The 25,900-nt window shown below is 43.3% G+C and carries 16 protein-coding genes; 5 read left to right on the forward strand and 11 right to left on the reverse strand.

The features are described from left to right. Positions 1–121: 121 nt before the first annotated feature. Positions 122–4,453, forward strand: coding sequence for a M4 family metallopeptidase (locus DSL64_RS10560; RefSeq protein WP_115830724.1), 4,332 nt, complete (start codon positions 122–124; stop codon positions 4,451–4,453). A 161-nt stretch (positions 4,454–4,614) separates the two neighbouring features. On the opposite strand, the gene DSL64_RS10565 is transcribed toward DSL64_RS10560, so the two are convergent. Further along, positions 4,615–5,169, reverse strand: a complete 555-nt coding sequence (locus DSL64_RS10565; RefSeq protein ID WP_115830725.1) for a hypothetical protein — start codon at positions 5,167–5,169, stop codon at positions 4,615–4,617. A gap of 461 nt (positions 5,170–5,630) precedes the next feature. Between DSL64_RS10565 and DSL64_RS10570 the strand changes: the two genes are divergently transcribed. The 3 genes from DSL64_RS10570 (at position 5,631) to DSL64_RS10580 (ending at position 13,114) form a co-directional block, all read left to right on the forward strand. After that, positions 5,631–9,863 (forward strand): M4 family metallopeptidase, encoded by a 4,233-nt coding sequence (locus tag DSL64_RS10570; RefSeq protein ID WP_115830726.1) that lies wholly within the window; start codon positions 5,631–5,633, stop codon positions 9,861–9,863. Between the two features lie 128 nt (positions 9,864–9,991). Beyond that, complete coding sequence (locus DSL64_RS10575; RefSeq protein WP_115830934.1) at positions 9,992–11,419, forward strand: glycoside hydrolase family 125 protein; 1,428 nt, start codon at positions 9,992–9,994, stop codon at positions 11,417–11,419. A 330-nt stretch (positions 11,420–11,749) separates the two neighbouring features. Further along, positions 11,750–13,114 (forward strand): hypothetical protein, encoded by a 1,365-nt coding sequence (locus DSL64_RS10580; RefSeq protein WP_115830728.1) that lies wholly within the window; start codon positions 11,750–11,752, stop codon positions 13,112–13,114. Positions 13,115–13,191: 77 nt separating this feature from the next. On the opposite strand, the gene DSL64_RS10585 is transcribed toward DSL64_RS10580, so the two are convergent. From DSL64_RS10585 to DSL64_RS10600, 4 genes are all read right to left on the reverse strand, one after another. Further along, positions 13,192–14,358 carry a PepSY-associated TM helix domain-containing protein gene (locus tag DSL64_RS10585; RefSeq protein WP_229217033.1) on the reverse strand — a complete coding sequence of 389 codons (1,167 nt, stop codon included), beginning with the start codon at positions 14,356–14,358 and terminating at the stop codon, positions 13,192–13,194. A gap of 84 nt (positions 14,359–14,442) precedes the next feature. Further along, a complete protein-coding gene (locus DSL64_RS10590) occupies positions 14,443–16,917 on the reverse strand; it encodes a TonB-dependent receptor (RefSeq protein ID WP_115830730.1) in 2,475 nt (824 codons plus the stop codon). Positions 16,918–17,168: 251 nt separating this feature from the next. Further along, entirely contained in the window at positions 17,169–17,993 is an 825-nt protein-coding gene (locus DSL64_RS10595) for a sugar phosphate isomerase/epimerase family protein (protein ID WP_115830732.1), read from the reverse strand. A gap of 269 nt (positions 17,994–18,262) precedes the next feature. Next, positions 18,263–18,697, reverse strand: coding sequence for an META domain-containing protein (locus tag DSL64_RS10600; protein ID WP_115830734.1), 435 nt, complete (start codon positions 18,695–18,697; stop codon positions 18,263–18,265). 324 nt (positions 18,698–19,021) lie between these two features. Between DSL64_RS10600 and DSL64_RS10605 the strand changes: the two genes are divergently transcribed. Next, positions 19,022–19,882 (forward strand): helix-turn-helix transcriptional regulator, encoded by an 861-nt coding sequence (locus DSL64_RS10605; RefSeq protein WP_115830736.1) that lies wholly within the window; start codon positions 19,022–19,024, stop codon positions 19,880–19,882. Here DSL64_RS10605 and DSL64_RS10610 read toward each other — a convergent pair. From DSL64_RS10610 to uxuA, 6 genes are all read right to left on the reverse strand, one after another. Continuing rightward, positions 19,879–20,268 carry a DUF1016 N-terminal domain-containing protein gene (locus DSL64_RS10610; RefSeq protein ID WP_115830737.1) on the reverse strand — a complete coding sequence of 130 codons (390 nt, stop codon included), beginning with the start codon at positions 20,266–20,268 and terminating at the stop codon, positions 19,879–19,881. The genes DSL64_RS10605 and DSL64_RS10610 overlap by 4 nt on opposite strands. 59 nt (positions 20,269–20,327) lie before the next feature. Then, positions 20,328–21,059 carry a PsbP-related protein gene (locus DSL64_RS10615; RefSeq protein ID WP_115830739.1) on the reverse strand — a complete coding sequence of 244 codons (732 nt, stop codon included), beginning with the start codon at positions 21,057–21,059 and terminating at the stop codon, positions 20,328–20,330. A 267-nt stretch (positions 21,060–21,326) separates the two neighbouring features. Continuing rightward, entirely contained in the window at positions 21,327–22,760 is a 1,434-nt protein-coding gene (locus tag DSL64_RS10620) for a Gfo/Idh/MocA family protein (protein WP_115830741.1), read from the reverse strand. Positions 22,761–22,872: 112 nt separating this feature from the next. Then, the gene (locus DSL64_RS10625; RefSeq protein ID WP_115830743.1) at positions 22,873–23,691 is read right to left on the reverse strand and encodes a ThuA domain-containing protein; all 819 of its coding nucleotides are present in this window, start codon (positions 23,689–23,691) and stop codon (positions 22,873–22,875) included. 45 nt (positions 23,692–23,736) lie between these two features. After that, positions 23,737–24,534 carry an SDR family NAD(P)-dependent oxidoreductase gene (locus tag DSL64_RS10630; protein WP_115830744.1) on the reverse strand — a complete coding sequence of 266 codons (798 nt, stop codon included), beginning with the start codon at positions 24,532–24,534 and terminating at the stop codon, positions 23,737–23,739. Positions 24,535–24,555: 21 nt separating this feature from the next. Next, on the reverse strand, positions 24,556–25,755 hold the full coding sequence (uxuA, locus tag DSL64_RS10635; RefSeq protein ID WP_115830746.1) for a mannonate dehydratase: 1,200 nt from the start codon (positions 25,753–25,755) through the stop codon (positions 24,556–24,558). Positions 25,756–25,900: the final 145 nt, after the last annotated feature.

Genomic DNA, 25,900 nt, shown 5'->3' on the forward strand with positions numbered 1-25,900 from the left:
AAATAAAACAGATAGTAAAACTACTGGTTTATAAATAATTGAGGCCGATTAATAAATCTATATTGATGTATGCCATTTATCGTATACATTCGCGCTTAGTCACCTCAAAACCTATCAATTTATGAAGTTAACTTTACGGTTAATTGCGGCATTGCTGCTGCTCTACAGGGTTTCGTATGCCCAAAATGCAATTCAAGGGCAACTTGATCAGTTTGTTGCGAAAACAGGCGCTGTCCCGACTATTGACAAAGCTACTTCCTCAATCAGCTTTCTAAGATTTCCGTCAGGGAATGCCCTGAAAATCAATGGTGGAACAGCACAGGAAAAAGCACTGAGTTTTATGAGCCAAAATGCCGGGTTGTTCGCACTCAGGTCGGATAGGGATGTGTATCAGGTAAAGGAAACCAGGCGCGATAATTATGGACTGGAACATGTTGTTTTACAGCAGTATATCAGTGGTGTTCCTGTTTTTGATGGCATTGTGAAATTTCATTTCAACAAGGCAAATGATCTTTCATCCATGAACGGGAATGTGATCAGGGTTAATAAGTTAAATCCGATACCAACAATTAAGAAGGAAGTTGCTGCGGCTCTGGCACTGAAAATGGTGGAATCTCAGAAAACAAAAGACTTTAAAGAAAAGCTGAAAGCACCTTTGAAGGTGGTTCACAATACACTTTACGTTTTTCAAAAGGGACTTGCACAGGGTTATGAAGGAGAAAAACATCTGGTATATGAGATAGAAGTACGTAATGATGCCGACGTTCGGGAGTTTCTCTACATTGATGCCCACACAAATACGCTTGTGGAACAATTTACAGGGATACATGAGGCACTGAATCGAAAGCTGTATACTTATCCTCCTGGTTCCACAAGGTTTACCACACCAACGTTGACGTGGAGCGAAGGAAATCAGTTTCCGGGCGATCTGGATACCTGGCAACGGTCTGAAATTGAGTCGGCAGGACAGATGTATCACATGATGAAAAATGCCTTCGGGTATACTTCTTATGATGGTGCTCATGCTCCTATGGAGACTTCGCACAACAACCCAACTATTAACTGTCCCAATGCGAACTGGGATGGAAGCAGAGCTAACTATTGTGTAGGTATAGCTACCGATGACGTGGTCGCACACGAATGGGCGCATGCTTACACAGAATATACCAGCGGATTGATCTATTTATGGCAGGCTGGTGCGCTGAACGAGGCATATTCGGATATTTGGGGAGAAACGGTTGATCTCTTGAATAACTATTTTGATGATGGCGAAGGAACCGCTATGAGACCTTCTGCAGGGGGAGATTGCCCTGCCGTCGCTATCACTTCGCGATGGAGAGTGGGGGAGAAAGCTACCGTCACGAACGGTGCGATTCGTGATATGTATAACCCGAATTGCTTCAATGATCCGGGGAGGGTTCTGGATCCTATGTACTATTGTACGAACCCTCCGCTTTCAAACTCTAATGATTATGGTGGAGTACATATTAACTCTGGTGTAATTAACCACTCCTATGCGCTGCTGGTAGACGGTGGAACATATAACGGGCAAACGATCAGCGGGATAGGTCTTACCAAAGCGGCTCATATTTTTTGGTATGCACAGGCAAATTTTATGACTAAAACGACAGACTTTGCAGCACAGGCAGATATACTTGAGGCATCAGGTCAGGCGCTCATCGACCTGAACAGGAATCTTCCTAATCTGTCCACACTGGATGTAGCTCCGTCCCTTTCCGGACAATATATTACTCCAGCAGATCTTGCCGAATTGAAAAAAGTATTACTGGCTGTAGAGATGAGATCAGATACGCGCTGCGGACATACTCCTATGCTAAAACCTGTTGCTCAGATATGCGATGGAGGTACCGCTGAAAACGCTCTGTTCTTTTATAATTTTGAGAGTGGACTTGGCAACTGGACGGTTTCAAATGTTGGCTCAGACGGAACATGGTTTCCCCGCAATTGGGTCGTGAAAGGATCTGCTCCGGACGGCAGGCCAGGACAGGTGGTATATGCAGTGGACTATGACGGAGGCGACTGTGGAGCAGATAATGAAAGTGGGGTAATGAGTCTGATGAGCCCGATCATGACTATTCCGGCCGGTGCTCCTACTGAGCTCACAATGGCATTTGATCATTATGTTGCAACTGAAGGCGGATATGACGGCGGAAATATCAAATATAAAATTGGTGCTGGTGGCTGGACACTGATCCCTGCGTCTGCATTTATTGCAAATGCTTATAACTCTACCTTAACAACTGCTGAAAGTTCAAATCCTCTGGCAGGACAGCGGGCATTTACAGGGTCAGACGGAGGTTCGGTGGCAGGAAGCTGGGGGCAAAGCCGTATCAATCTCACGGCGCTGGGCCTGGATCGCGGAGAAACAATTCAATTCCGTTGGGATTTTGGAACCGATTGTGGCTGGGGCACCGACGGATGGTATATTGATGATGTCCGGATTTATTCCTGCTCAATCCCCTCTGTACAATTTTCAACTGCCAGTACAATTGTCAATGAGGTGGAAGCAACTGCGGGAATAGCGCCAGCGGTTTGTCTACCCTACGTAGAAAAAATTATAACAGTTCGGATAAATAGAGCGCCTACGGCTCCTGTAACTGTTACGTTTAATCCGCCTGCTGCTGTGACGCCTTCCGGAACTGCAAGATTGGGAACAACTGCCGATTATAGTTTCAGTCCCGGGTCGTTTGTACTGCAGGCAAGTCAAATGTCACAGGATGTAGTGGTGAGAATATATAATGATGCTTATGTAGAAGGGACGGAAACTGCTGTATTATCCTACTCACTTTCTACAACAGGTGACGCCATTGCCGGATCTACGCTTCAGACCCACACGCTTATCATTAACGACGACGACGTTGATCCGGAAACTCAGAGGGTAGAAGTGCTGAATGCTGACTTTAACGATAAAGTTTTTCCGTCAGGTTGGCTTTCAGATAACGATAATAATGGAATACACGGCGAGTATCCGCAGGATTGGGCCGTGATATACGGAGAGGATCCTAATGTGATATATCTGGATCCCAATGTTGCAGGGCAGCCTTTCCTTATTGCAGACAGTGATCATTATGGTTCGGGAGTAAGAACGTGGAGTGTTGAAACACCGCCTTTCAGCACGCTGGGGATGAAATCAATCAATTTGTCATTTCTGGAGGTGTTCAGAACCTATGCGCAACCCGGTGACTTTGACGAGGTAGCGTCTATAGATGTTTGGGATGGTACAGCGTGGAGGTCGGTTTTTACGCAGAATGAAGCATCCGGTACATCAGGAACAATTGGCGCAGCTGTGACAAGAAATATTACTATCCCTGATGCGTATGCAAATGCGGCAATGAAATTGAGGTTTCAATATACAGCAAGCTTCGATTGGTACTGGGCTCTGGACAATATCAAAGTGACGGCCACCTATCCTAAACAAATTGAAACGGCTGTGACTACAAATCCGGATGCGCAATATCTTGGGCCTAGGGAAACGGCTTACTTCTATGACCCGGGTACGGGTAATCTGATCGCCAAAATAGAGAACCTGACAGATTGGGATTATGGTTGTACAACAGTACAAATTGATCGTACAGGAACAGGTTCGGAAAGCTGGGTGGCATCGTACACGATCACGAGAAAAACTTTTAAAGTAACTCCGTCCAATCCAAACCCTAACGGTTCGTATAAAATTACGCTGTATTATAAGGATGCGGAGCTGGGAGCTTATAAAGGTTCGATTGCATCCATGGGGAAAAGTGAAAACGGAATTACCACTGGTAACCAGGGAGCAGGGTCTTTTGCGGAAGTGCAGATAAGCTCTGCTTATGAAACGGATTGGGCGTACACTGCTACTTTTAACAGCGGCTTTTCGGGATTTGGTCTGTCCAACGCACCTGCAATAGGAAGTTTACCTGTGAAGCTGGTTAAGTTTGATGGTAAACATACCACCGAAGGAAATCTCCTGAAATGGGCAACGACTTCGGAAGTAAACAGTGACTATTTTGCTGTGGAACGTGCAACAGAAGTTAAAAGCTTTGTTGAAATCGGCAGAGTAAACGGGAATGGAAATTCTGCGATTACGAATAACTATCAGTTTAAGGACAGCAAATATGGCAAAGGCTTAAACTATTACAGATTGAAGTCTGTGGATCAGGATGGTTCGTTTGCTTACAGTAAAATTGTAGCAATAGAAGCTGCCAATGCAAGAGAGATTAAAGCGTTCCCGAACCCGGTTCAGGCCACCTTGCATATAGAATTGCCTGACGTGAATATCAGTCCTGTGAGGGTTAAAATTATCAATGCTTCCGGACAGGTTGTGCTGGAGAAAGATAAAGTTAAAACTACCGGAGGAGTATTGGTACAGGATGTTTCGAAGTTAGGCGCGGGGCTTTATCAGGTAGTTATATCTGATGAAAATACCGGCTACAATTTCCAGATGGTGAAGTTGTAAAAACTTGTCCTGATTCTGTCAAAAGGGATGTTTCGGAGTTAGCTTCGGGACATCCCTTTTTTGAAGGTTATGTATTTGAAAATTATACCTCCTGGCAGCCGGGAATAAAAAAATGCCTGAACATTCGGACAGACATTTTACAGCAAGTAATTGGAAAAAAATTACTTTATTTTTGATTGTATACCTTTAAGCCATTCCGAAATCTCAACTGCTGATTTATCCGTATTCTGACTTTGCCAATCGCCCGTTTCACTTAACAAAACAGGTACATATCCTTCAGCTTTGGCATCATAGCGGTATGCGTAAAAGTTTGTCTGCCCCATATCCGCCCCTATCTGTATTCTCTTTGTATATGCCGAAGTAGACAGAGCAGGAATTTTGCCCGTTAATGTTTTGAACTGTGCAGCATCCACTGTAACGTCACTTACGACTGTTTTAGTGATATTCTCTTTGATCTGATTTGGGGTAAGTGCTCCTTTTTCATAATCCTTCGCTACGTTCCAGACCGCAGGGTTGGAGTAGGTCCGTACAGCACCGGCTTTGTCAATAAGAAATCCCTTCTGTCCCACACCCCAGGCATTGTTTACATGTGAAACTTCAAAATAGATTTCCTGGTCCGACAATACCGCCTCCTGTGTTTTGTCAATGTCCTGCTCTGCACAGCTGAAGAAAGCAGTGATCAGGAAGAAAGCGATGTATATCCTTTTGATTTTCATAGAGAATACGTTTAGTGTATAAAGTTAGAAATTACTTGTCATATTTTTATCAGAGATAGTTACAAGTTATTGAGTGGAATGAGTGCTACGCCTTACCAATCAGATGTGGATTATCAGTGTTCTTGCTATTGTTCAAAAAACCTGGTCGGGAAGCTTCTCTCAATACATTGCCGGATACAGGAAACATTCTTGCCTGAAAGTATAAGGAGAGCCGTTCAGGGAAAATTTTTGGAAAACTAGGTGAATTTTTTAATTAACTTAAATTATTTGTAAAAGTATAGCTGTAAAATAGGATCTACTTGATTTGTAATTAGTTGTGTAGTATACGTTCGAATTTTATACAACTAGTTGTTTTGAAAAAATAAAACTAAATATCTTCCCGACTGATTGATAGGGACATACCACAATTGTTATTGCTGTATTTTTTTCTAATTTGGCGAAGAGCCGATTAGCCCAATTCTATGAGATACACTTTACAACTAACTTTAATACTATTGATTATTGCAGCAAAATCCTTTTCACAGGATGCAGTGCAAAATGAGATCAATGCATTTGCTACTAAAACCGGAGCAATACCCACCATCGGTAAAGCTACCCAGTCACTAAGCTTCATGCGCTTCCCTGCTACACGTGCCATGAAAGTAACTAGCAGTGGCGCACCTCAGGATAAAGCCATGGCTTTTTTGAAAGAGAATTCAGGATTGTTCAAAGCCAAATGGGAGAACGAAGCCTTTGTGGTAAAAGATAATAAAAAGGACAGGCACGGCGGAGAGCATGTAACTTTACAACAGCATATAAATGGTGTTCCCGTTTTTGATGGTGTGCTGAGATTCCATTTTAACCAGAGCGCTGACCTTACTTCGCTGAACGGGAATTTTATTGGTGTTTCGAAACTCAATACGGTCCCGTCTGTTAAGTCTACTGAAGCAGGAGAACTGGCTGTCAAGCATATTACTGGGCAGAAACTGGGTAATATTGGTGCGCCCCTTCATATTAATAAAAATACCCTTTATGTGTTTCAGAAAGGATTGGCTCAGGGCTATAAAGGAGCGGTACATCTGGTATACGAAGTGGAAGTTGGAAATGGATTGGACATCAGGGAGTTTGTATATGTAGATGCGCATACAAGAGAAATAGTGGAGCAGTTTGCCGGTATGCACAGCATTGACAGGAAACTGTATGAAACGTCGATATCGTCTGCTAACCTGAAATGGAAAGAGTCTGACGGAATGGATGGAGCTGCATTTGCTGCACTGGACCAGTGGCAAAAGTCGGAAGTGAAAAGTGCAGGGCATATCTATAATCTGATGAAGAACACTTTCGGATTTGTATCCTACGACAACAAGGATGCAAGTATGATCACAATTAACAATAATCCGGATGTGAACTGCCCGAACGCTACTTGGAATGGAAGAGCTGCGAGTTTTTGTACAGGGACAGCTTCCGATGATATTGTAGCACACGAGTGGGCTCATGCTTATACTGAGAACACCAGTGGGCTGATCTACGCCTGGCAGACAGGTGCCATGAACGAATCGTATTCTGATATATGGGGAGAGACCGTGGACATGCTCAACAATTACATGGACGACGATGAAAGTACTGATCTGAGAACAGGTTGTGGAAGCTCATCACGATGGAAAATAGGGGAGAAGGCATCAGCTTTTAACTATGGACTTCGTGATATGTGGAATCCCAATTGTTATGGAGATCCGGGAAAAGTATCGGATCCTCAATATTGGTGTGCCTCTACAGATTACGGTGGTGTACATATCAATTCCGGTATTCTGAACCATGCTTTTGCATTGCTAGTCGACGGGGGAACGTACAACGGGCAAACAATAACAGGGCTCGGGCTCACCAAAGCGGCGCATATTTTCTGGCGTGCTCAGTCTGAATATATGACAAGTACAACCGATTTTGCGGCTCAGGCTGATATCCTTGAAGCTTCCCTGGCTGATCTGATCGGGATTAACCTGCGGAAACTTTCGCTGGACGATACGCCTGCCGCATATTCGGGGGAGATCATTACCGAAGCTGATGCCATTCAATTGAGTCGGGTAATTGCAGCAGTAGAATTAAGAGGGACAAATGCCTGCGGTTTCCAGGTAATGCTGAAGCCGGTTCCCACCTTGTGCTCGGGTGCAAATCCGGGTAACGCCATTTATTTCGAAAACTTTGAGTCAGGATTGGGTGAATGGGCTGTATCATCCACGGCTTCTAATCCGGCGCAGTGGACAGAACGCCAATGGTTAATTCGTAACGGATTGCCAGGAGGACGTGAAGGGAAGAGTGCGTATGCAGTCGATTTTAATGGAGGCGATTGTGTAAATAACTTTCAAAATGGAGTAATTAGTCTGAGGAGTCCGGTGATTACGATTCCAGCCAATACTGTAGGGCCGATTATGGCAGCATTTGACCACTATGTAGCTACCGAAGCCAATTACGACGGAGGTAATGTGAAGTATCGTATTAATAATGGAGAATGGCTTCTGATGCCCTATACTGCTTTTACCGATAATCCCTACAATATCACTTTGGCCACTACAGGAGATAATCCTTTGAGGGGACAGCCCGGCTTTTCGGGTGCTAATCAGGGATCGGTAGGAGGAAGCTGGGGGCAAAGCCGCATTAATCTGAGTGCATTAAATCTCGCTCCCGGGCAGACTATACAACTACGCTGGGATTTCGGGACAGATGGCTGCGGAGGATTGGATGGCTGGTACATAGATGACTTCCGGATCTATAATTGCTCAGCTCCGTCGGTTCAGTTTGTGACTACAGCTACAACAGTAAATGAAGGAGAAGCCAATATTCCATCTGCATATCCGAATGAATGTCTGAAATATGTTGAGAAGACGGTTACGGTTAAGATTAACGGAGTGCCTTCTCAACCTGTTACCGTCACCGTTGCTGCACATGGTACCGCGAAGCTGGGCGAAACGGCTGATTTTAGCTTTTCTCCATCCAGTTTTGTATTACAGGCCGGGCATCTTTCACAGGATATTAAAGTACGGATTTATGATGATGCCTATATTGAGGAAAATGAGAGCCTTGTTCTCACCTATACACTCACGAGCCCGGAGGGAGGAGATGCGTTCCCTGAAACCTTCGGGCAAAGCCACACTTTTACGATCGTAGATAATGACAGAATCCCAACTTCGGTAAACAATGTTCTGATTTCCGAAGATTTTGAAAGAGGCCTGCCCGAAGGCTGGAATGTGGTGGGAGGCGGAGCATATCCTACCACCTGGGCGGTGGTAAATCTGGGAACCGTATGGCTGGATCCACTAAAACCTAAATTGCTTTTTATAAACAGCGATGCGGCGGGTAATGTCAATATGGACAAAGTTGTGGAATCGGCTCCTTTCAATACTGCCGGAATGAGCAATATCGAGTTGTCTTTTCTGGAATATTTTTATGTGTGGAAAAGCGGGTTTGCAGAACAGGCTTTGGTTGATGTATGGGATGGTACCGCATGGCGTAATATTCTAAAACAAACTCAGGAAACGGGTACATCAGGGTCGTGGGTTTCGCCGGCTAAACGAACTCTCCAAATTCCTGCAGAATATGGAAATGCGGGGATGAAAATCCGGTTCAGATATATTGCCAACTATGATTATTGGTGGGCTATTGACAACGTGAAGCTAACTGCCGATTCTCCGAAAAAGGTACAAACTGCTGTGATGGTTACCCCGGATATTCAGTATATGGGAGCAGGAGAAACTGTACAGTTTTTTGATCCTGGTACAGGTAATCTGATAGCGCGTATCAACAATTTCGGAGAGCATAACTATGGCTGTACTGCCGTAGCTGTCGACAGATCAGGAACAGATGCGTCGAGTTGGATGGGTGCTCATCAAATGACTAACAAGACATTTAAGGTAACACCGAGATATAACAATCCGGGAGGTAGTTACGAAATTACATTGTTCTATGGCGCAGCCGAACTTCCTACTTTTAACGGAAGCCTGATTCGCTCGATGAGTAAAAGCAAAGACGGAATTGCATCAGCGGTTCCGGAGACGATGACCTTTGCGGCAGTAAGTCCTTCGTCTGTGTTCAACACGGATTATGCCTTCACATCGGTTTTCCATACAGGCTTCTCGGGCTTCGCGCTCTCCGACAGAGATTACAGGGAGACGTCATTACCGGTGACGCTGTCTCATTTTTCAGCGAAAAATACAGTTGAAGGCAATAAGCTAACCTGGGAAACTACCGCTGAACTGAGGAATGACCGTTTTGAAATTGAACGTTCTGTGGACGGGAAATTCTTTGAGCAAATCGGAACAGTGTCAGGTGCCGGTAATTCAGCAACTACGCATACTTACAAGTATGTTGATCAGTATTTCAAGTCTGGATCCAATTACTACAGGTTGCGCCAGGTGGATACAGACGGTAGCTTCGCCTACAGTAAGATTATTTCAATTGATAACCAGCAACAGTCAGCTGTTGTAAAGTACTTTCCTAATCCGGTACAGTCAATGCTCAATATTGATGTTACGGAAGGGGGAACTGGACATTGGAAGATAAAAATAGTGAATATGACCGGAAGAGTAGTTTTAAATGACATCAGTCTAAGAGTTGTTAACGGCCGGATTAATCAGAATCTGGAAAAGCTACCTACGGGTATGTACCAGGTCATAATTTCTAACGAAATTACTTCCAGTACTTTTTCGGTATTTAAACTTTAAAAAACAGTTAACTAAGCTGCGCCGGTTTGTCCTGAGGAATGGATAAACCGGCGCAGCTTTTTTGCGTATTTATGTCTAAATTGCTTTTTTTAATTTATTTAATTATTCCCGATACGGTCCTTAACCTCATGGTAAAAAGAAGAGATTTTATAAAAGCCGGTACTCTTGCTGTAGCAGGTATGGCAGTTCCCCGTTGGTCGTTTTCACGCGATGCGCAGGATTTTCCGGTAGTGCGTATTGCGGCAGACCAGCGAAGTTTTAAGAGTGCAGCGGTAGAAGCTACCATTACAAGAATGAAAAAAGTGATCAAAGATCCGGAACTTGCCTGGCTTTTTGAAAACTGTTTTCCCAATACGATTGATACTACTGTCCATTATAAGCCTATTGATGGAAAGCCTGATACTTTTGTGATTACAGGGGATATTGATGCGATGTGGCTCCGTGACAGTACTGCTCAGGTTTGGCCGTATTTGCCTTTGTTGAAAGAAGACAAGCAGCTTAAGGATATGGTGGCAGGACTTGTTCATCGCCAGACCAAATGTATCATTATTGATCCTTATGCCAATGCTTTTTACGACAGACCGAAGGAAAGCGAATGGACTTCCGATCACACCGAGATGAAGCCAATGCTGCATGAAAGGAAATGGGAGCTGGATTCTTTGTGCTATGCTATCCGGCTTGCCTATCACTACTGGAAAACCACGGGCGATACCTCTCCGTTCGATGACGAGTGGCTGAAAGCGATGCGATTGGTTTTGCAAACTTGCAAAGAGCAACAAAGAAAAGAAAACCGCGGACCTTATAAATTTGGTCGTACTACGGCATGGTCTACCGACACGGTTCCAGGGAATGGATATGGTAATCCTATTAAACCAAATGGATTAATTGCAAGTACTTTCAGGCCATCTGACGATGCATCTCAGTATTTGTTCTTTATCCCTTCCAACTTCTTTGCGGTAGTTTCCTTCAGGCAGGTTGCCGAGATATTGGATAAAACAGGAAAGGATGCGAAGTTATCTGCCGATTTCAAAGCGCTTGCTTCAGAGGTAGAAAATGCACTCAAAAAGCACGCAGTTTATAATCACCCGCAGTACGGGAAAATTTATCCATTTGAAGTGGACGGTTTTGGTAATTATCTGCTGATGGACGATGCCGGTATACCAGGACTGATCAGTATGCCGTATCTGGGAGCGATGTCAGTAAAAGACCCCATCTATGTCAACACGAGAAAATTTGTATTGAGTGATTCTAATCCTTATTTCTTTAAAGGAAAGGCGGGTGAAGGATTGGGTAGCCCGCATACATTAGTAGATCAGATATGGCCAATGGGAATTATCGCCCGCGCGATTACATCTACAGATGAGAAAGAGATTGAAGCGCAACTTAAATTATTGAAAACAACCCATAACAACACTGGCTTTATGCATGAATCCTTCGATAAGGATGATCAGGCAAAGTTTACACGTAAGTGGTTTGCCTGGGTGAATACATTGTTTGGTGAACTGATCCTGAAACTAGAAAAAGAGCGCCCGCATTTACTGGCGAAGGTGTATTAATTTGCTTACCTGCCAAAGTTACACAGAGGACCACAGAGTTTAAGGATAGAGCCACGGAGCAACAAATTAACCTCTGTGGCTCTCTTTTTTGTCTCCGTGGTTCTGAGTGTAATCTCAAATCAAATACAAACGTGATATAGAGTTTGCAACCTGCCAGGTTACACAGAGGATCACCGAGTTTAAGAACAGAGCCACGGAGAATAAACTAATCTCTGTGGCTCTCGTTTTTATCTCTGTGTAATAATCATAACTTATTTGAATTATTACATTTATTCATAAATTATATCTAAATTTATTGAAAATTATTTCTACAAACTTATCCCTATCCTCATGCTAATCAGATCTTTTCTGGCAGTGCTTTGCGTAGTCCTGGCTTTTCAGGCTTGTAATAAACCGGGTATGCAAAAAGAATGGGCAACTGTGGATGTCAAGCACGAAGATTTTCTTAAAAGTGTAAATGTAAAGGGTGCCACCAAGGTGACGTGGGGTACTAATTCGAATATCATCCAGGTGGTCCTTCCTGAGTCGTATACCGATAGTATTGTGTCGCTTGATTTAACTTATTATGATGGTGCAAAGCTGGTACTTCAAGCGCCGGATGTAAATAACACGGAGCATAAAGTGGGGTTTAAGTTCAGAGGAGCTTCGCCGCAAAATTTTAGAGTTTCAAGAACAAAAACGGAATCTTCTAAATCGTATTGGGTTTACGTCGAACATCTGGGAAAACTCTCCGCTGAACTTTTAACTTCTTTGGAGTTGCAGGCAATACCAAAGAAATCGGGTTCGGCTATAAGTGCGAAAATGAGATTGCTTTCAGGGGTAGGGACGATACCTGAAAAACCGGAAGATCCCAAGGCGCTTATTAGTGGATTGACTGATCAGGGAAAAAATGTAAGTGTTGCAGGTTTGGCGTATGCAGGTCAGTTGGATTTTCCAAATGTCCAGTCATTGACTACTTCATCTAAACTTTCTGTAAGCCTTACTTACGGTAATAAAACTTTTACATTTCCTGATGCGTATCAACCAGTACGTTCAGGTATATGGGCTAATATTTCGGGGATATTACCTTTGACTAAAAATAATGAGATTGAAGTCGATGGTGGTTATTTTCTGAATGGGAACAATTACCGGATCAAGCTGGAAAACGACTTTTTGGAACAGTCTGTTTGGCTTGATGCCCATGTAAAGACGCCTTCCACACTCACTTTTAAAATTCCGTCACGAGTAGCTGATCAGGATTATATTTTTACAGTTTATGAAGGTGAAATTCTGCTTTTACGGAGGAATTTTTTGGTTTCGGATGAAAGTAAATCAATCAAAGGTATAGGGCGAATTTGGACAGAGACATTGGAGTTCCCGACTCAGGTCGTCTTTAATAAAAATCCCGAAAAGATTATTGTTAAAAAAGGACAGGTATTTTATGCTGATCCCAAGCCTTGGATTTTCGGAGGAAAACACGGCGAGGGCAGTGCGGATAAGAAGATGCCAGATCTGGAACTGAAAATGGGAGACAAGGTGGTGGTTATACCTGCTAAGCTCCGGGTAGATAATTCCTATGGTCAGGGAAGTGCACCGTTGTATTACTGCGAATACAAACTTCCTGCGGATGTAGTTTCGGGTAATTATGAAGCGCGAATGATCTATGAAAATGGAGAAAGGTCGGCGCCGTGGTGGGCTTTGGTAAAGGTGAATTGAGCAGGGCGTATATAAAAGGAGCATGAATGCGGGGTGATGTTTTTCGCGTTCATGCTCCCTCTTTTTTTGAATAATAGTTATATCACACTTTTCTTCACTAGTATTTCAGGCTTGATCCTGTCACTTTTCGTCAATGCCTTTTTCGTTTTCTTCTTTCCTTTCTTTTTACGTCCCAACCATATAATTATTCCCGTTACGGGCAGACTGGCAGCAATAAATGAGGCAATAAAAGCGATGATTTTGGTGGGCAATCCCCACAAACTACCTGTGTGTATCGGGAACACAACCCTTCGCGCTTTAAATCCGGGTGTCTCATCTTTGTACAATCGGGTGGATACAAGAGAACCATCCGTTTTACTGAAATACAGAAAACTTACCACATTACTGATTGCAGCTGCATCATCTGTTTTGGCTATTGTGATACTGAGACTGTCTGCATCTAAAGTGGTGAAAGTTACTTTACCAGGATTGGGAAGAAGTTTGTGCGTTTCGCTCAGAATTTCCTGATAGTGTGTCGCAGATTTACCCATTAAAGAAAGTTGTGCAGGAGCCTCACGCTTTTGTTGGGGTTTGCCATCAAACGCGAGGTAAATCAAATTATTGACCCATTTGTAACTCCATACAAGTCCGGTCAACGCAATCAGAAATACGAAGGGGAGTACATAAAATCCAAAGACGGCGTGCAAATCCCAGTTGAGGCGTTTAGGAGAAGCATCCCATTTGATGGTGAATCTCTGTTTTTGGTTTTTACGATTTGGCCACCACAGCACCAGGCCGGTGATCATAATCACAAGAAAACAAATACATGAGATTCCGGTAATGACTTTGCCTGTGTCGCCCATGCATAAGTACCGGTGAAGCCTGAGAACCACTTCGAAGAAAGTGTCATGTTCAGCGCGTGAGCCGATAAGTTGGCCGGTGTAGGGATTCATCGCAGCGGTAAGTAATTCCTTTTCTTTTTTACCTTGTTTGAATCCGAATAAGATACTGCGGTTCTCTTCTTTTTCGACAATAATCCTGCTCAGCTTATTTTTAGGAAATTGTGCCTGTACAAGATGTGTGAGGCTATCGAGCGACAGACGGGAGCTATTTTCGGGAACCGCCACAATATGAAACGACCTGTTGATCACAGGTTCCAGTTCTTCTTCAAAAACAAGTATACAGCCGGTGAGTGCCACTATAAAAACCACAAGGCCGGAGGAAATCCCCAGCCAAAGATGCAGTTGTGACGATATTTTTTTCAAAACGTTCTTCACAGTATTCAATGTTGTTCAATGGTGATAACTCCTGATCCTCCATTTGAAGGATCAGGTTCATGCCGGCGTTTTCTAGAATGTATAGGAAACAGTTGCCATAAAGTTACGTGGTGCTCCGGGGAATAATCTCAGGTAATCGTAGCCACCCACCCAATAGGTTTTATTAGCCAGGTTGTTCAGGTTAACCTGGAATTGAAATTTGTCAATTTTATAGTAAATACCTCCGTTAAGAACCACATAGCCTGGCAATGTCTGCGTGGTGCTGAGTGATACATTTCGCTCTGTTACAAAGTTACCGCCGATAGCCAGTCCAAGTCCGCTCAAACCTCTGTTGGTGAAAGTATATTTGGTCCAGATGCTTCCCTGATTCTTCGGCGCATTGGGTTTTTGTACGTTTACAAGAACCTGATCAGCAGCTCTGGGGCCTCCGTCTGTGATTTTTGCATCGTTATAGCTATAAGCCAGAATCAGGTTCCAGTTAGGCAGGATGTTTCCGGTCATATCAAACTCCACACCTTTGGCTCTTTCTTCACCAATCTGACGCAAAAGGTCAGGTTGCTCAGCTACGTTGGCATTGTACAATGTGTTTGTCTGAGTGATGTTATACACCGAAAGATTGGCAGTAAGCCGGCCGTCAAACCATTCCGATTTCAAACCTCCCTCAATCAGGCTGCTTCTGATCGGATCAAATGGGCCTCCTGTAAGCGGATTGGCTTGTACCGCTGCGTCCTGGGGATTGTATCCTTTGGTGTAGGTACCATACAAGTTCACATTTTTGTTGATCGTATATACAGCACCGACACGAGGGAGCAATGCATGTTGCGTCACATTGCTTTCGTTGTTTGTGGTATATCCTTTTTTATCAATGTAGGTGTCGTAACGAAGTCCAAGTAATATTTGCAGACGGTCGATTTTTACCTGCTCCTGTAAATACAAACCGTGTAGTTGATAGAAAACCGGAGTTGTTGCCGCATTGGAAACCACATTGAAGGTATATTTGGTAGGATCTTCCATCTGGTTATTCTGCAAAGTCAGATCATAATGGGTAATGTTCGGCTTGGGAATGCTTCGGGTAATGCCGTTTGCAGTGTAGTTATAAAACACATATTTCTCTGGTGTTTTGGCGTTGTAGGCCGCGGCACCCCCTGCTTTCAGCAAATAACCATTGGCCGTCTGCTGTCCCGATCCTTTGGGTGTGTACGACTGGATATAGTCGTAACCTGCTACCAGTTTGTGCTCCGCTTTTCCTGTGTTGAAATTATGGTTTACAAAAAGTGTAATATTATCCATAAAAGATTTGGTCTTACGGACAAACACCTGTCTGGCTACCAGATTAGGAATAGCTGCCCCAGCGGAGTCAATCCCGTTTACATTGCTGCTGCGGTGTTCCAGCAAATCTTCATTATATCCTGTTCTCAGGTAAGCAACGTTCAGAGATGTATTTTGTGTAAACTGGTGATTCAGCGATGTGGTAATCAGGTATGTCTCTTCATTCAGGTAATCATTTGCAGCATTCAGCGACGTTTTGATTGAGCTGGAATAAAGGTCGTTTCCAACCACCGACTGACCACGATCAAGTCTGCTTTTGGAGTTGTTGTATACAAGGTCAAAGTTGATACGTGTCTTCTGTGTAGGTAGGAAAGAAACTGAGGGCGCAACGATTATATTTTTATCAAACTGCATGTTTCTGAATCCCTGCGCATTTACATAACCAAGATTTAATCGGTAAAGCAATGTTTTGTTTTCGTTCATAGGACCGGTGAAATCGGCCAGAGCACGAAGCGTGTTGAAACTTCCTGTCGTAAACGAAAGCGACTTGCGTGGGGTCATCAATGGTTTTTTAGTAACCCTGTTGATGGTTCCTCCCGGAGAAGTATTACCATACAGCGCTGATGCAGCGCCTTTAACCACTTCGACCCTTTCGAGATAGTTAACCGGAGGCTGTTTCCAGAATCCTGAAAATGTACGTAACCCGTTGAACAATTGTGTGGTACTTCCTCCGTTCATACGGAAGCCACGAATGGTGAGGTCATCATAAAAGGTAAACTGGTTGACACCGCTCATATTCTTTACAGCATCTCCCATCAGGAATACTCCCTGATCATGCATGACTTCTTTCGTAATATAGGAAATGGCCTGAGGGACTTCGCGAACGGGTGTCGCAGTACGACTTCCGATAAATGACAAATCATTCTTATAGCTGGATCCGGAATTTCCGATGACGTCAACAGTTTGTAGGAGACGCGCATCTTCGATGGCTACAAGCTCTACATTAATCGTTTCTCCATCTTTTATGTTTACCTGCTTTTCGATTTTTTTGAAACCTATTCCTGTTCCGATGATATGGTATGTGCCTGCGTCAAGCCCTGAAAATTCAAACTCTCCCGTATGAGATGTAATCGTCCCTTTTCCTGTTTCTTTCAGGATGAGGTTGATCAATTCAACAGGCTCGTAGGATGGTGATGTAATTTTTCCTTTTACAGCTGCTGTCTGGGCAAATGCACCAGATAATGCCACTGCAAAAAGGAGTGTAAAGAGTACTCTCATAAAGCTATTTGTATGGGGGAAGTTGGTGTTAATGGCGCAAAAGTAGGCTTATTTAGACCAATACCAAATTAAATATCAATTAAGTTTTGCTATTTATGAGTCGCTTATAGGTTACAAAATTAATTTGTAATACTTTGTATATGAGATTATTGTGAAAATTTTGAAAAAATCAATGAGAAGGTGCGGGTATACAAAAAGCCTCTGCTGTTCATTTTGAACAACAGAGGCTATGCAGATGTGCTATCTTGTAATCAGATATTTGATTTTATGAATGAAAGGCCGTCACGCATCAATTGTTCTTCCGAATCGAACATCTTGCGCCAGATATTTGCAACGGGAAGTTTTGGGCTGAACGCTTCCATACTGATCCAGCCGTCGTAATTGATATCCTTAATTGCTTTGAAAATACCATCCCAGTCTACATTTCCTTTTCCAGGTGTAGATCGGTCGTTTTCAGATAGTTGGATGAATGAAATGCGATCGCCAGCCTTACGGATGGTATCGCCGATATTTTTCTCTTCAATATTGGCGTGGAATGTGTCAAACATAATTTTGCAGTTAGGGTGATTTACCTCATCCACAAAGCGTATCAGTTCGTCTCCGCAGCTTGTAAGATACAATTCGAAACGATTCAGATATTCCAGACCCAATGTAATATCAAGTGATTCGGCGTAATCGGCCACTTCACGAATACCTTCAATACCCCATTGCCACTCCTGTTCAGTAGCAGGCTGGCCTGTGAAAACACCCAGTGCGGAATGATATGGCCCCATTAATTTGGTAGCACCGAGTACCAGAGAACAATCCAATGCACGTTTCAGATGCTCAATTGTATGGCGTCTCATGGCAGGATCCGCGCTGATCAGATGTTCGTCGGGTCCGCAAATAGTGTCGGTTTCGCAGGCAAGGCCAAGCTCATCCAGTTTTTTGCGGAAACCGAACCAATGTTCAGGGTTTGTATTAAAGATAGGTACCTCTACACCATCAAAACCAATTTCTTTTATCAGTTCCAGTGTAGGGAACAGGCTTTCGTCAATTTGATTCCCCCATAGGAGAAGGTTCATGCTATATTTCATCAAAACTAATTTTGAACGGTAATGCTACTTGGCTTGCCGTTGTAGACAACAGGATTTAGTGATTTGAAAGCGTGTATACACTAACAATTTAACTTTGTACAATTTTACAGAGATATAATACCAATCAATTTGCCGCATTTGATTAGTATTGATTATATTTTGATTGATCCGTGTGCTGTCTGGCTCATTAGGGGTAAAATTAATCCATTGAAAAATAAAAAACCGGATCATGCGACTGACCCGGTTTCTCTTACTGAACCTTAATATTTTTATCTGGATCTGGTGAATATCAGCTGACTATCGTTGTTGTAAAAAAGAACCAGTCTGTTATTTGATTTCAAATCATACATATTGACTTGTGGTAGCGCATTCACGAACAGATTTCCCCAGGAAGTTTCCTTTCTTTCTGTGCCGTCGCCGCCTACATGGATGGCATTAAGTTGTGCAGTTTCGTAAAAGCCTGTGAGGTAATTAGTAGAAGATGTTGCTTCAAGTTCACCCTTATCTTTGAACGTGACACTTACATCATACATTCCGTTTTTTACAGCTGGTCTGTAAGTGGTATCATTGTTTTCAACTACACTTTCCAATTGCCATTTGCCTGTGAGTTCTTTTTCGCTTACTATGGTGGTTGCTGTTTTTCCACAACTCATGAGTGCAACAACCGGGATCAGTAATGTCAATAATTTGAAGATTTTCGTCATGATGATATGTGTCTTAAATAACTGATAAAAGAATCGTGTTCTCAACTTGAAATCACATGGGTTGGTCCTCGATTTTCTGTGCATTCAGTTTGTAAAAAGCATGCCAGATTCCTGTCCGAATCATCGATGGAGTAGAATATTAACGATAATAATTCGATTTTCTTCTACCGTATTTACAATTCAGAATTAATATAAACCTGCCAAAACCGTTATGCGTTCCCGCAGTTAAAGGTATTTTACTCGTTCAAATCCATATATCATACTGTTTTTTGATCTATATTTGTGATAAATCGCTGTATTTGATCAAAATAAAGGTGTTGTGATATGAAAGCCCCGATACATAAAAATATCGAAAGTCAGGTGAGGACGGTCACCGTTCAGGAGTTGAAAGAATCCCATTTCGATCCTAACTGGCATTTTCATCCACACTATCAGCTCTTCACTGTGATGGAGGGTACGGGTAAGCGTTTGATAGGAGATTCTATTCACACTTTTGAGCCGGGAGATACCGTTTTTCTGGGTCCCGACATTCCCCACCTGTGGAGAAGCGATTCGGATTATTTCAATGCGGATTCGGGGCTGAGTACACACGGTATAGTGCTGTATTTTCAGGAGGATTTTTTAGGGAAAGATTTTCTCGACCGACCTGAGATGCTTGCGCTTAAGCAGCTGATGATTGATTCTAAGAGAGGGATTGCTTATAAAGGAGCACTCCGTGATCATGTGCGGTCCGAACTGATGGGCATGTTGCATGAGGAAGGTTTTCAAAGTGTGCTTCGTTTGATGACGTTACTCAATAAGCTCTCGCACGAAGAGGGGGGGACGCCGATTGCCAGTTACGGATATGTCAATACCTATAAAATATCAGAAACCGAACGTATGCAAAAAGTACATAGCTACGTGCTCCAGCATTTTGCCCAGGAAATAAGATTAGGAGATGTAGCATCGCTTGCAGGAATGAGCGAGGCCGCTTTCTGCAGATATTTTAAAGCGCGTTCCAATAAAACCTTTATCGATTTTGTGAACGAAATCAGGATTGGTCATGCATGCAAACTGCTGCTGGAAGATCAGTGGACGATCGCTCAGATCGCCTACGACAGCGGTTTTGACTCTTTATCCAACTTTAACAGAAACTTTAAACGGTATATCGGGCATACGCCACGGGAGTATAAGGGGAATTATTAGTGTGTTAGACTATGCTGAATATATTGAGTTCTCATTGATTCATTCTCAACACAACTGATAATCCGGTAGTGTGTCCAGCTCAATTCGGTACGCACTGCGTTCCAAATCGGGAATGCCAGATAAAATGCTCTTATGTTGTTTAAATTCCGTTCGTCAAATCCTCTACCAAATTCCGCAGTAAGCTGCTTACTAAGATTTTTGAGTACAGCTTTTCCATAAATTGCTTTCTCTTTACCTCCTTGTTCATCTTCAACAATTAGTTTACCTATCTGCCAGTACATATTCAGTAAAATATTGTTACTATTTCTGTAGGCAACCTGCTTTGCCTGAACAACGATATCTTTAATGGAAGAAAAAAGGGAATAATCGGGTTCCATGTTATTCATGTCTTAATTTCAAAGAATGCTATTCTAGTTGTTTTTGCCTATGTTAAGCATGTTATTAATCACTTCCGCTTGAAAGTCAGTACAATCTTTTTAAACGCTGCCCTGCTTTCCGAATTATTTTCTTTGGTATTGCCGACCATAATATAATAATCGTTCGTTTCTGAAAATAAGATGACCTGATAGATGTTTTCTTGACTGGATGCGTCGGATGCGGTAATTTCAAAACCTTCGAGACCGTCAATAGTAATAGCATTGACCTCTTTTATTTCTGTGGATTGCGTATTTGGCAGGTTTTTTAATCTGTTGATAATGAATTGTTTTCTGTTGGTTACTTCTACTTTTGAAATGGAATTACCTGCAACAAATATGGGTTGCTCGGGAGAAATCTTGCCGGTGGGTGTATACATAATGCTTCCGCCCATAGAGGCAGCAAACTTAAATCCAGTCCCTTCCGCACTGACGGAGAAATTTACAGCATCAAAAGGGTCAACCTTGCTGTTTTCATCGTATTTAACCGAAAGGACGGCTTTTCTGATGTCAGGTTCACTGGCTTTATTCTTTTCCGGATATATGCCATTGACCATAACAGCCTTTGTACTATCGCCAAAAATCAAGGTTTCTTTCAGGTATAAAGTACCATTCGCGGATTGGCTTATCCTGAGAATTCTTGCTTTTCCACCATTGAAATCAATGGTTTGGTCGTCCAGGAGTGTCATTCCTTTCTTCAGGAGTGCATCTGCATTAAAACCGCCCGTTACCAGGTGAAGCGGAGCTGGTAATTCATTTAACATAATAGATGCACCGCTGCCTGTATTCTGAAATCCGGAAAACTGCTTTGCGATTTCAAATCCTTTGGGTGGTATCAGGGTGTACCTGGTTCCGGGAATAGAAACGGGGTTATCAGATTGTCCAAATCAATAGCCGGCAGACATCAAAACGAACGTAAGAATTTTCACTGTGTTTAGAAATTGCGTCGTGGTTTTTTACATTGAGCTGCAAAGTAAAACAACCTTCATGGTTTCCCACAAAGGTTGTTTTCAAATTATATAAGTCAGTGATTATCCTTTTACTTTGTTCGTGCCATACTTTCCTCGCTGCGGTCTCGATAAGGTCGCACTGGCTTCTTTATCACCTATGAAATCCTCTTTCTTTGGATCCCATTTTAGTTTTCTGCCCAGTTTCATGGCTGTGTGAGCCAGAAGACATGCAGTACATGAACGTTGTGCAATTTCTGCATGACTGATCGTCTGTTTTCCACTTTGAATACTTTCTATCCAGTTTTGGTGCTGCTCCGGACTCTCATATAAATGAATCTCGTTTTCGCCGATTACTGAACCCAGTATTTTGGGATCACTGGCATAAAAAGCTTTGTTTTCTTTTCCTTGCGATGCACCAGGATCGGTAGCTGTTACTCCCACATTCCCTCTTGAAACAAATATCCATCCATCTGTCCCTTCGAACTTAACTCCGTTAGGATTTGTACCACCTATTTCCATGTCTACACCATTGGCATATTTGGCATTTACCAGAAAATCTCCGTGAACATCCCATAGTCCGGATCCTTTTGCCGGGAACTGAGCGGTGCCTTCTATTTCGATGGGTCCTGTCAACTCAGTATCCATTCCCCAGTGCGCAATGTCAATATGGTGCGAACCCCAACCCGTAATCATTCCAGCTCCGAATTGCTCCAAACGAAGCCATCCCGGGCGTTCATTAAACATATCTGTTTGTGAGTGTACGCGATCTTTGGTGTAATATACTTCCGGTGTAGATCCCAGCCACATATCATAGTTGAGGTTGGAAGGCACAGGCATTTGGGTTATGTCTCCCCCGGCAGGATCCCCCGGCAAGCCTACATAAACTTTTTTCAGTTTCCCGATACGTCCGTTTCTTACCAGCTCGCAGGTACGCTTGAATTGCGGCCATGGGTTCATGGAACGTTGCTGACTTCCCAGCTGGAATATGACTTTTTTCTTAATCACCATATCTGCCATCTGGCGTCCTTCACGAATCGTCAGAGAAGTAGGTTTTTGCATATAGATATGTTTGCCCGCCACCGCTGCTTCCATCGCCGGTTGCGCATGCCAATGGTCAGGGGTACTGATAATGACAGCGTCTATATCTTTTCTGCCCAATATTTCGTGATAGTCTTCGTATGTTTTTACTTCCAGGTATTTGTCTTTTCCTGTCCGCTCAGCATACTTTTTTTCGATCCATGCTTTTCCCTGAGCAAGGCGGTTTCTGTCAAGGTCTGCAACGGCGATTACATGAGCCGCCTCGTTTTTAATTACTTCCGGCAAATCATGTGACGCTCCGATTCTTCCGAAGCCGATCTGGCCGATGTTGATTCTGTTACTCGGCGCATTTTTGCCGAAAACGCTTGCAGGTACGATGGTTGGGAACATACTGGCAGCAATGATACCTGCAGTACCGGTAGCAGCTTTTTTCAGGAATTCCCTTCTGTTCTGGTTGTTTTGTTCTGAGTTATTCATGTGATCCGGCTTTATGTATAGGGATATATCAGGATGTATCGGGTATCGAGTATCGAGTATCGGGCGTTGCCCGATATTAAGAGATGTAAGCCTGTTGGGCTATAATTCTGGGTTACGGCTTCGTGGCGTAGGCTTTGCTGTAATTTCTTGGTTTTTGAGGTCCGATGGCCCATTCAATTCCTCCAAGAATGTGCTTTCTCAGATCATCCTTTTCATAATCCGTTTTTTCATGACCTAATGATGTATAAAAAGCGCGGCCTCCATCGTACTCGTGCCACCAGACTGACGGGAATACACTGCCAAAAGTGTCAAGCGCTTTTCCTCCGGGTTTTTCTATAGTAGTATGATCGTTTACTGCAAGCACATTCAGGTTTACACTCATTTCTTTCAGGAAGTAGAACTCATCTTTGTCTCTTTTCCATTGAGCTGGCAAGTGAGCCAGAGAAGGATTTTTGGCATCGAGAACATTCACTGCGAATGCTTGTCCGGGTTCGTGCCAGAAGAACGTTCCCCCCAATAATCCTTTGAACCATTTCCAGCTACGCTCGGTACCACATGCAGAATGTAATCCGACAAAGTTACCGCCTGCCTGAATGTACCGCATCAATGCAACACGTTGTGCATCATTATCAAAGACATTATTATTGGTATTAGAGAAAATCAATGCATCATATTGTTTCAGATTATCATCTGTGAATTGAGCGGGATCTTCACTCACATCTACCTTAAAGCCGTGCTCTTTTCCAAGTGCCTGAATTGCAGTTGCAGAATTCGCAATATTGTCATGTACATAGCCCTGGCCGTTTTTGGTGTATACCAATACTTTAACCTTATTCCATTTGATCTTCTGAGCAGTGGTGTTGCCGGCAATAAAAAGTGTACAGATGAAAGTGAGGATTACAATTGGGTTTATCAGAAGGTGTTTTTTCATGAATCAATTCTTCAAGGTTAGGAATATATTTAAGATAACGGATGATCAGAAACCGATGGAATTGCCTCCGTCTACAGGCAAGGATACACCGGTGATGAACTTAGCTGCGGGAGAAGCAAGAAACACTGCTGCCCAGCCAATATCATCCGGTTTTCCCCAGGTAGCCATCGGAGTACGATCCATCGCTTTGTCGCGACGCGAGGGATCCCCGTTCATGGCAGTAAGCATCATAGGGGTTTCTATAAAACCCGGAGCAATAGCATTCACCCGAACATTGTATGGAGAAAACTCTGTGGTAAGCGCTTTGACCATTCCTCCGATTGCAGATTTTGAGGCAGTGTAGGCAACCACTCTGTCGATACCATACAATGCTGCCATGGATGTAATCATGATCACTGATCCCCGTTTTCTTTCCACCATACGTTTTCCCACCTCGCGGGTCATGGAAAATACGGCATGAAGATTGGTTTGAATGACCCGGTCAAAATCTTCATCTGTAACTTCAACAGCATGTTTTTTCATATTGATACCGGCATTATTTACCAAAATATCAATCGGCCCGTGCGCTTCCTCAATAGCTGCCACCAGGTCAGGAATGGTGGACAATTTTGTGATATCATTGACAAAATAACTTACCTGATCACCAAGCGTTTCAGCAGTTGCTTTCAATACATCTTCTCTTCTTCCTGTGATCACGACCCTTGCGCCAGCTGCTACCATGCATTGGGAAATATAAAAGCCAATTCCGCTTCCTCCTCCGGTTACCACTGCAAGTTGTCCATTCAGAGAAAAATTCTGTTGGAGCAGGTTCTGAGGCGCAGTCAGTTCATTTTCAATTGTCATAAAAAGTATTTTAAAAATTCACTATAGATTAAGAGAACGCCGTATTGCTAGTTCAAGACCCCGCAATTCTGCAAGTGCTTTCAGTCGACCTATTCCTGAGTAGCCCGGATAGGTTCTTTTATGGAGATCGTCCAACATCTGAAACCCATGATCGGGCCTCATGGGCAATTGAGAAACCCTTGCACCGGATTCTATACGCTTGTGTTCTTCCTGCACAAGTGCTTTCACTACTTCGTACATATCCACATCGCCATTCAGGTGTGGAGCTTCGTGGAAGTTTCTCGTACCTGTTTCTCTCTTCGTTGTTCTGAGGTGTACAAAATGAATACGATTTCCAAACCGACGGATCATTCCGGGCAGGTCGTTGTCAGCACGTACACCAAGTGATCCTGTACAAAACGTAATGCCGTTTGCTGTTACATCGCTTACCTGCATCAGTTCGGCAAGGTCGTCCTCTGTACTTACGACACGAGGTAATCCCAATAGCGGTCGCGGAGGATCATCAGGATGTATACAAAGATTGACACCCAATTCCTGAGCGTACGGAGCTACTTGCTGTATAAAATAATAGAGATTCTGACGAAGTATCTGGTCGTCTATATCGCGATAGGCATTCAGTAAATCCTGAAAAACGGCCAGGTCGAAAGCCTCTTCTGAGCCAGGCAATCCCAGCAAAACAGTATTGGTAAGCGTACTGATTTCGTCAGCAGTCATAGCTTCAAACTTCAACTGTGCGGATGCCCTGATCTCAGGTTCATAATCCTGTTCGGCATTCGGCCTTTTCAGAATGAACAGATCGAAAATGGCGAAATCTTCCCATACGAAACGTAATGTTTTATGCCCTTCGGCAAGGGTATAATCCAGCTGAGTTCTGGACCAGTCCAACACCGGCATGAAATTGTAGCAAACGGTTGTAATGCCGGCACCTGCCAGGTTTTTCAGGGATGTTTTATAGTTCTGGATATATTGCTCTCTGGATGGAAGGCCTTTTTTGATTTCCTCGTGAACCGGCAGACTTTCCACTACAAGCCAATGCAATGAAGTCAGTTTGTCATTGTCCTTCTCAATGATGCTGATTCTTTCACGGATGTCCTCTGTTCCCCATACCTCCCCAACCGGAATCTGATGCAGAGCACTCACAACCCCGCTGCATCCTGCCTGACGTATGTCAGATAAGGAAACCGGATCATTAGGCCCGAACCAACGCATGGTATGAATCATGTTAGATGCTACTATTTAGTTTAATAATATAAAAATATTTGTTTTATTTTGGATTGTAACCGATTGCATTAGCCAACATTTCTTATTTGCTTTGGATAAATCAAGGCGATAAAGAATTGGGATATATACATGGACGCAATCGGTT

Source organism: Dyadobacter luteus, from assembly GCF_003383615.1.
In the GTDB taxonomy this organism is placed as follows: Bacteria; Bacteroidota; Bacteroidia; order Cytophagales; family Spirosomataceae; genus Dyadobacter; species Dyadobacter luteus.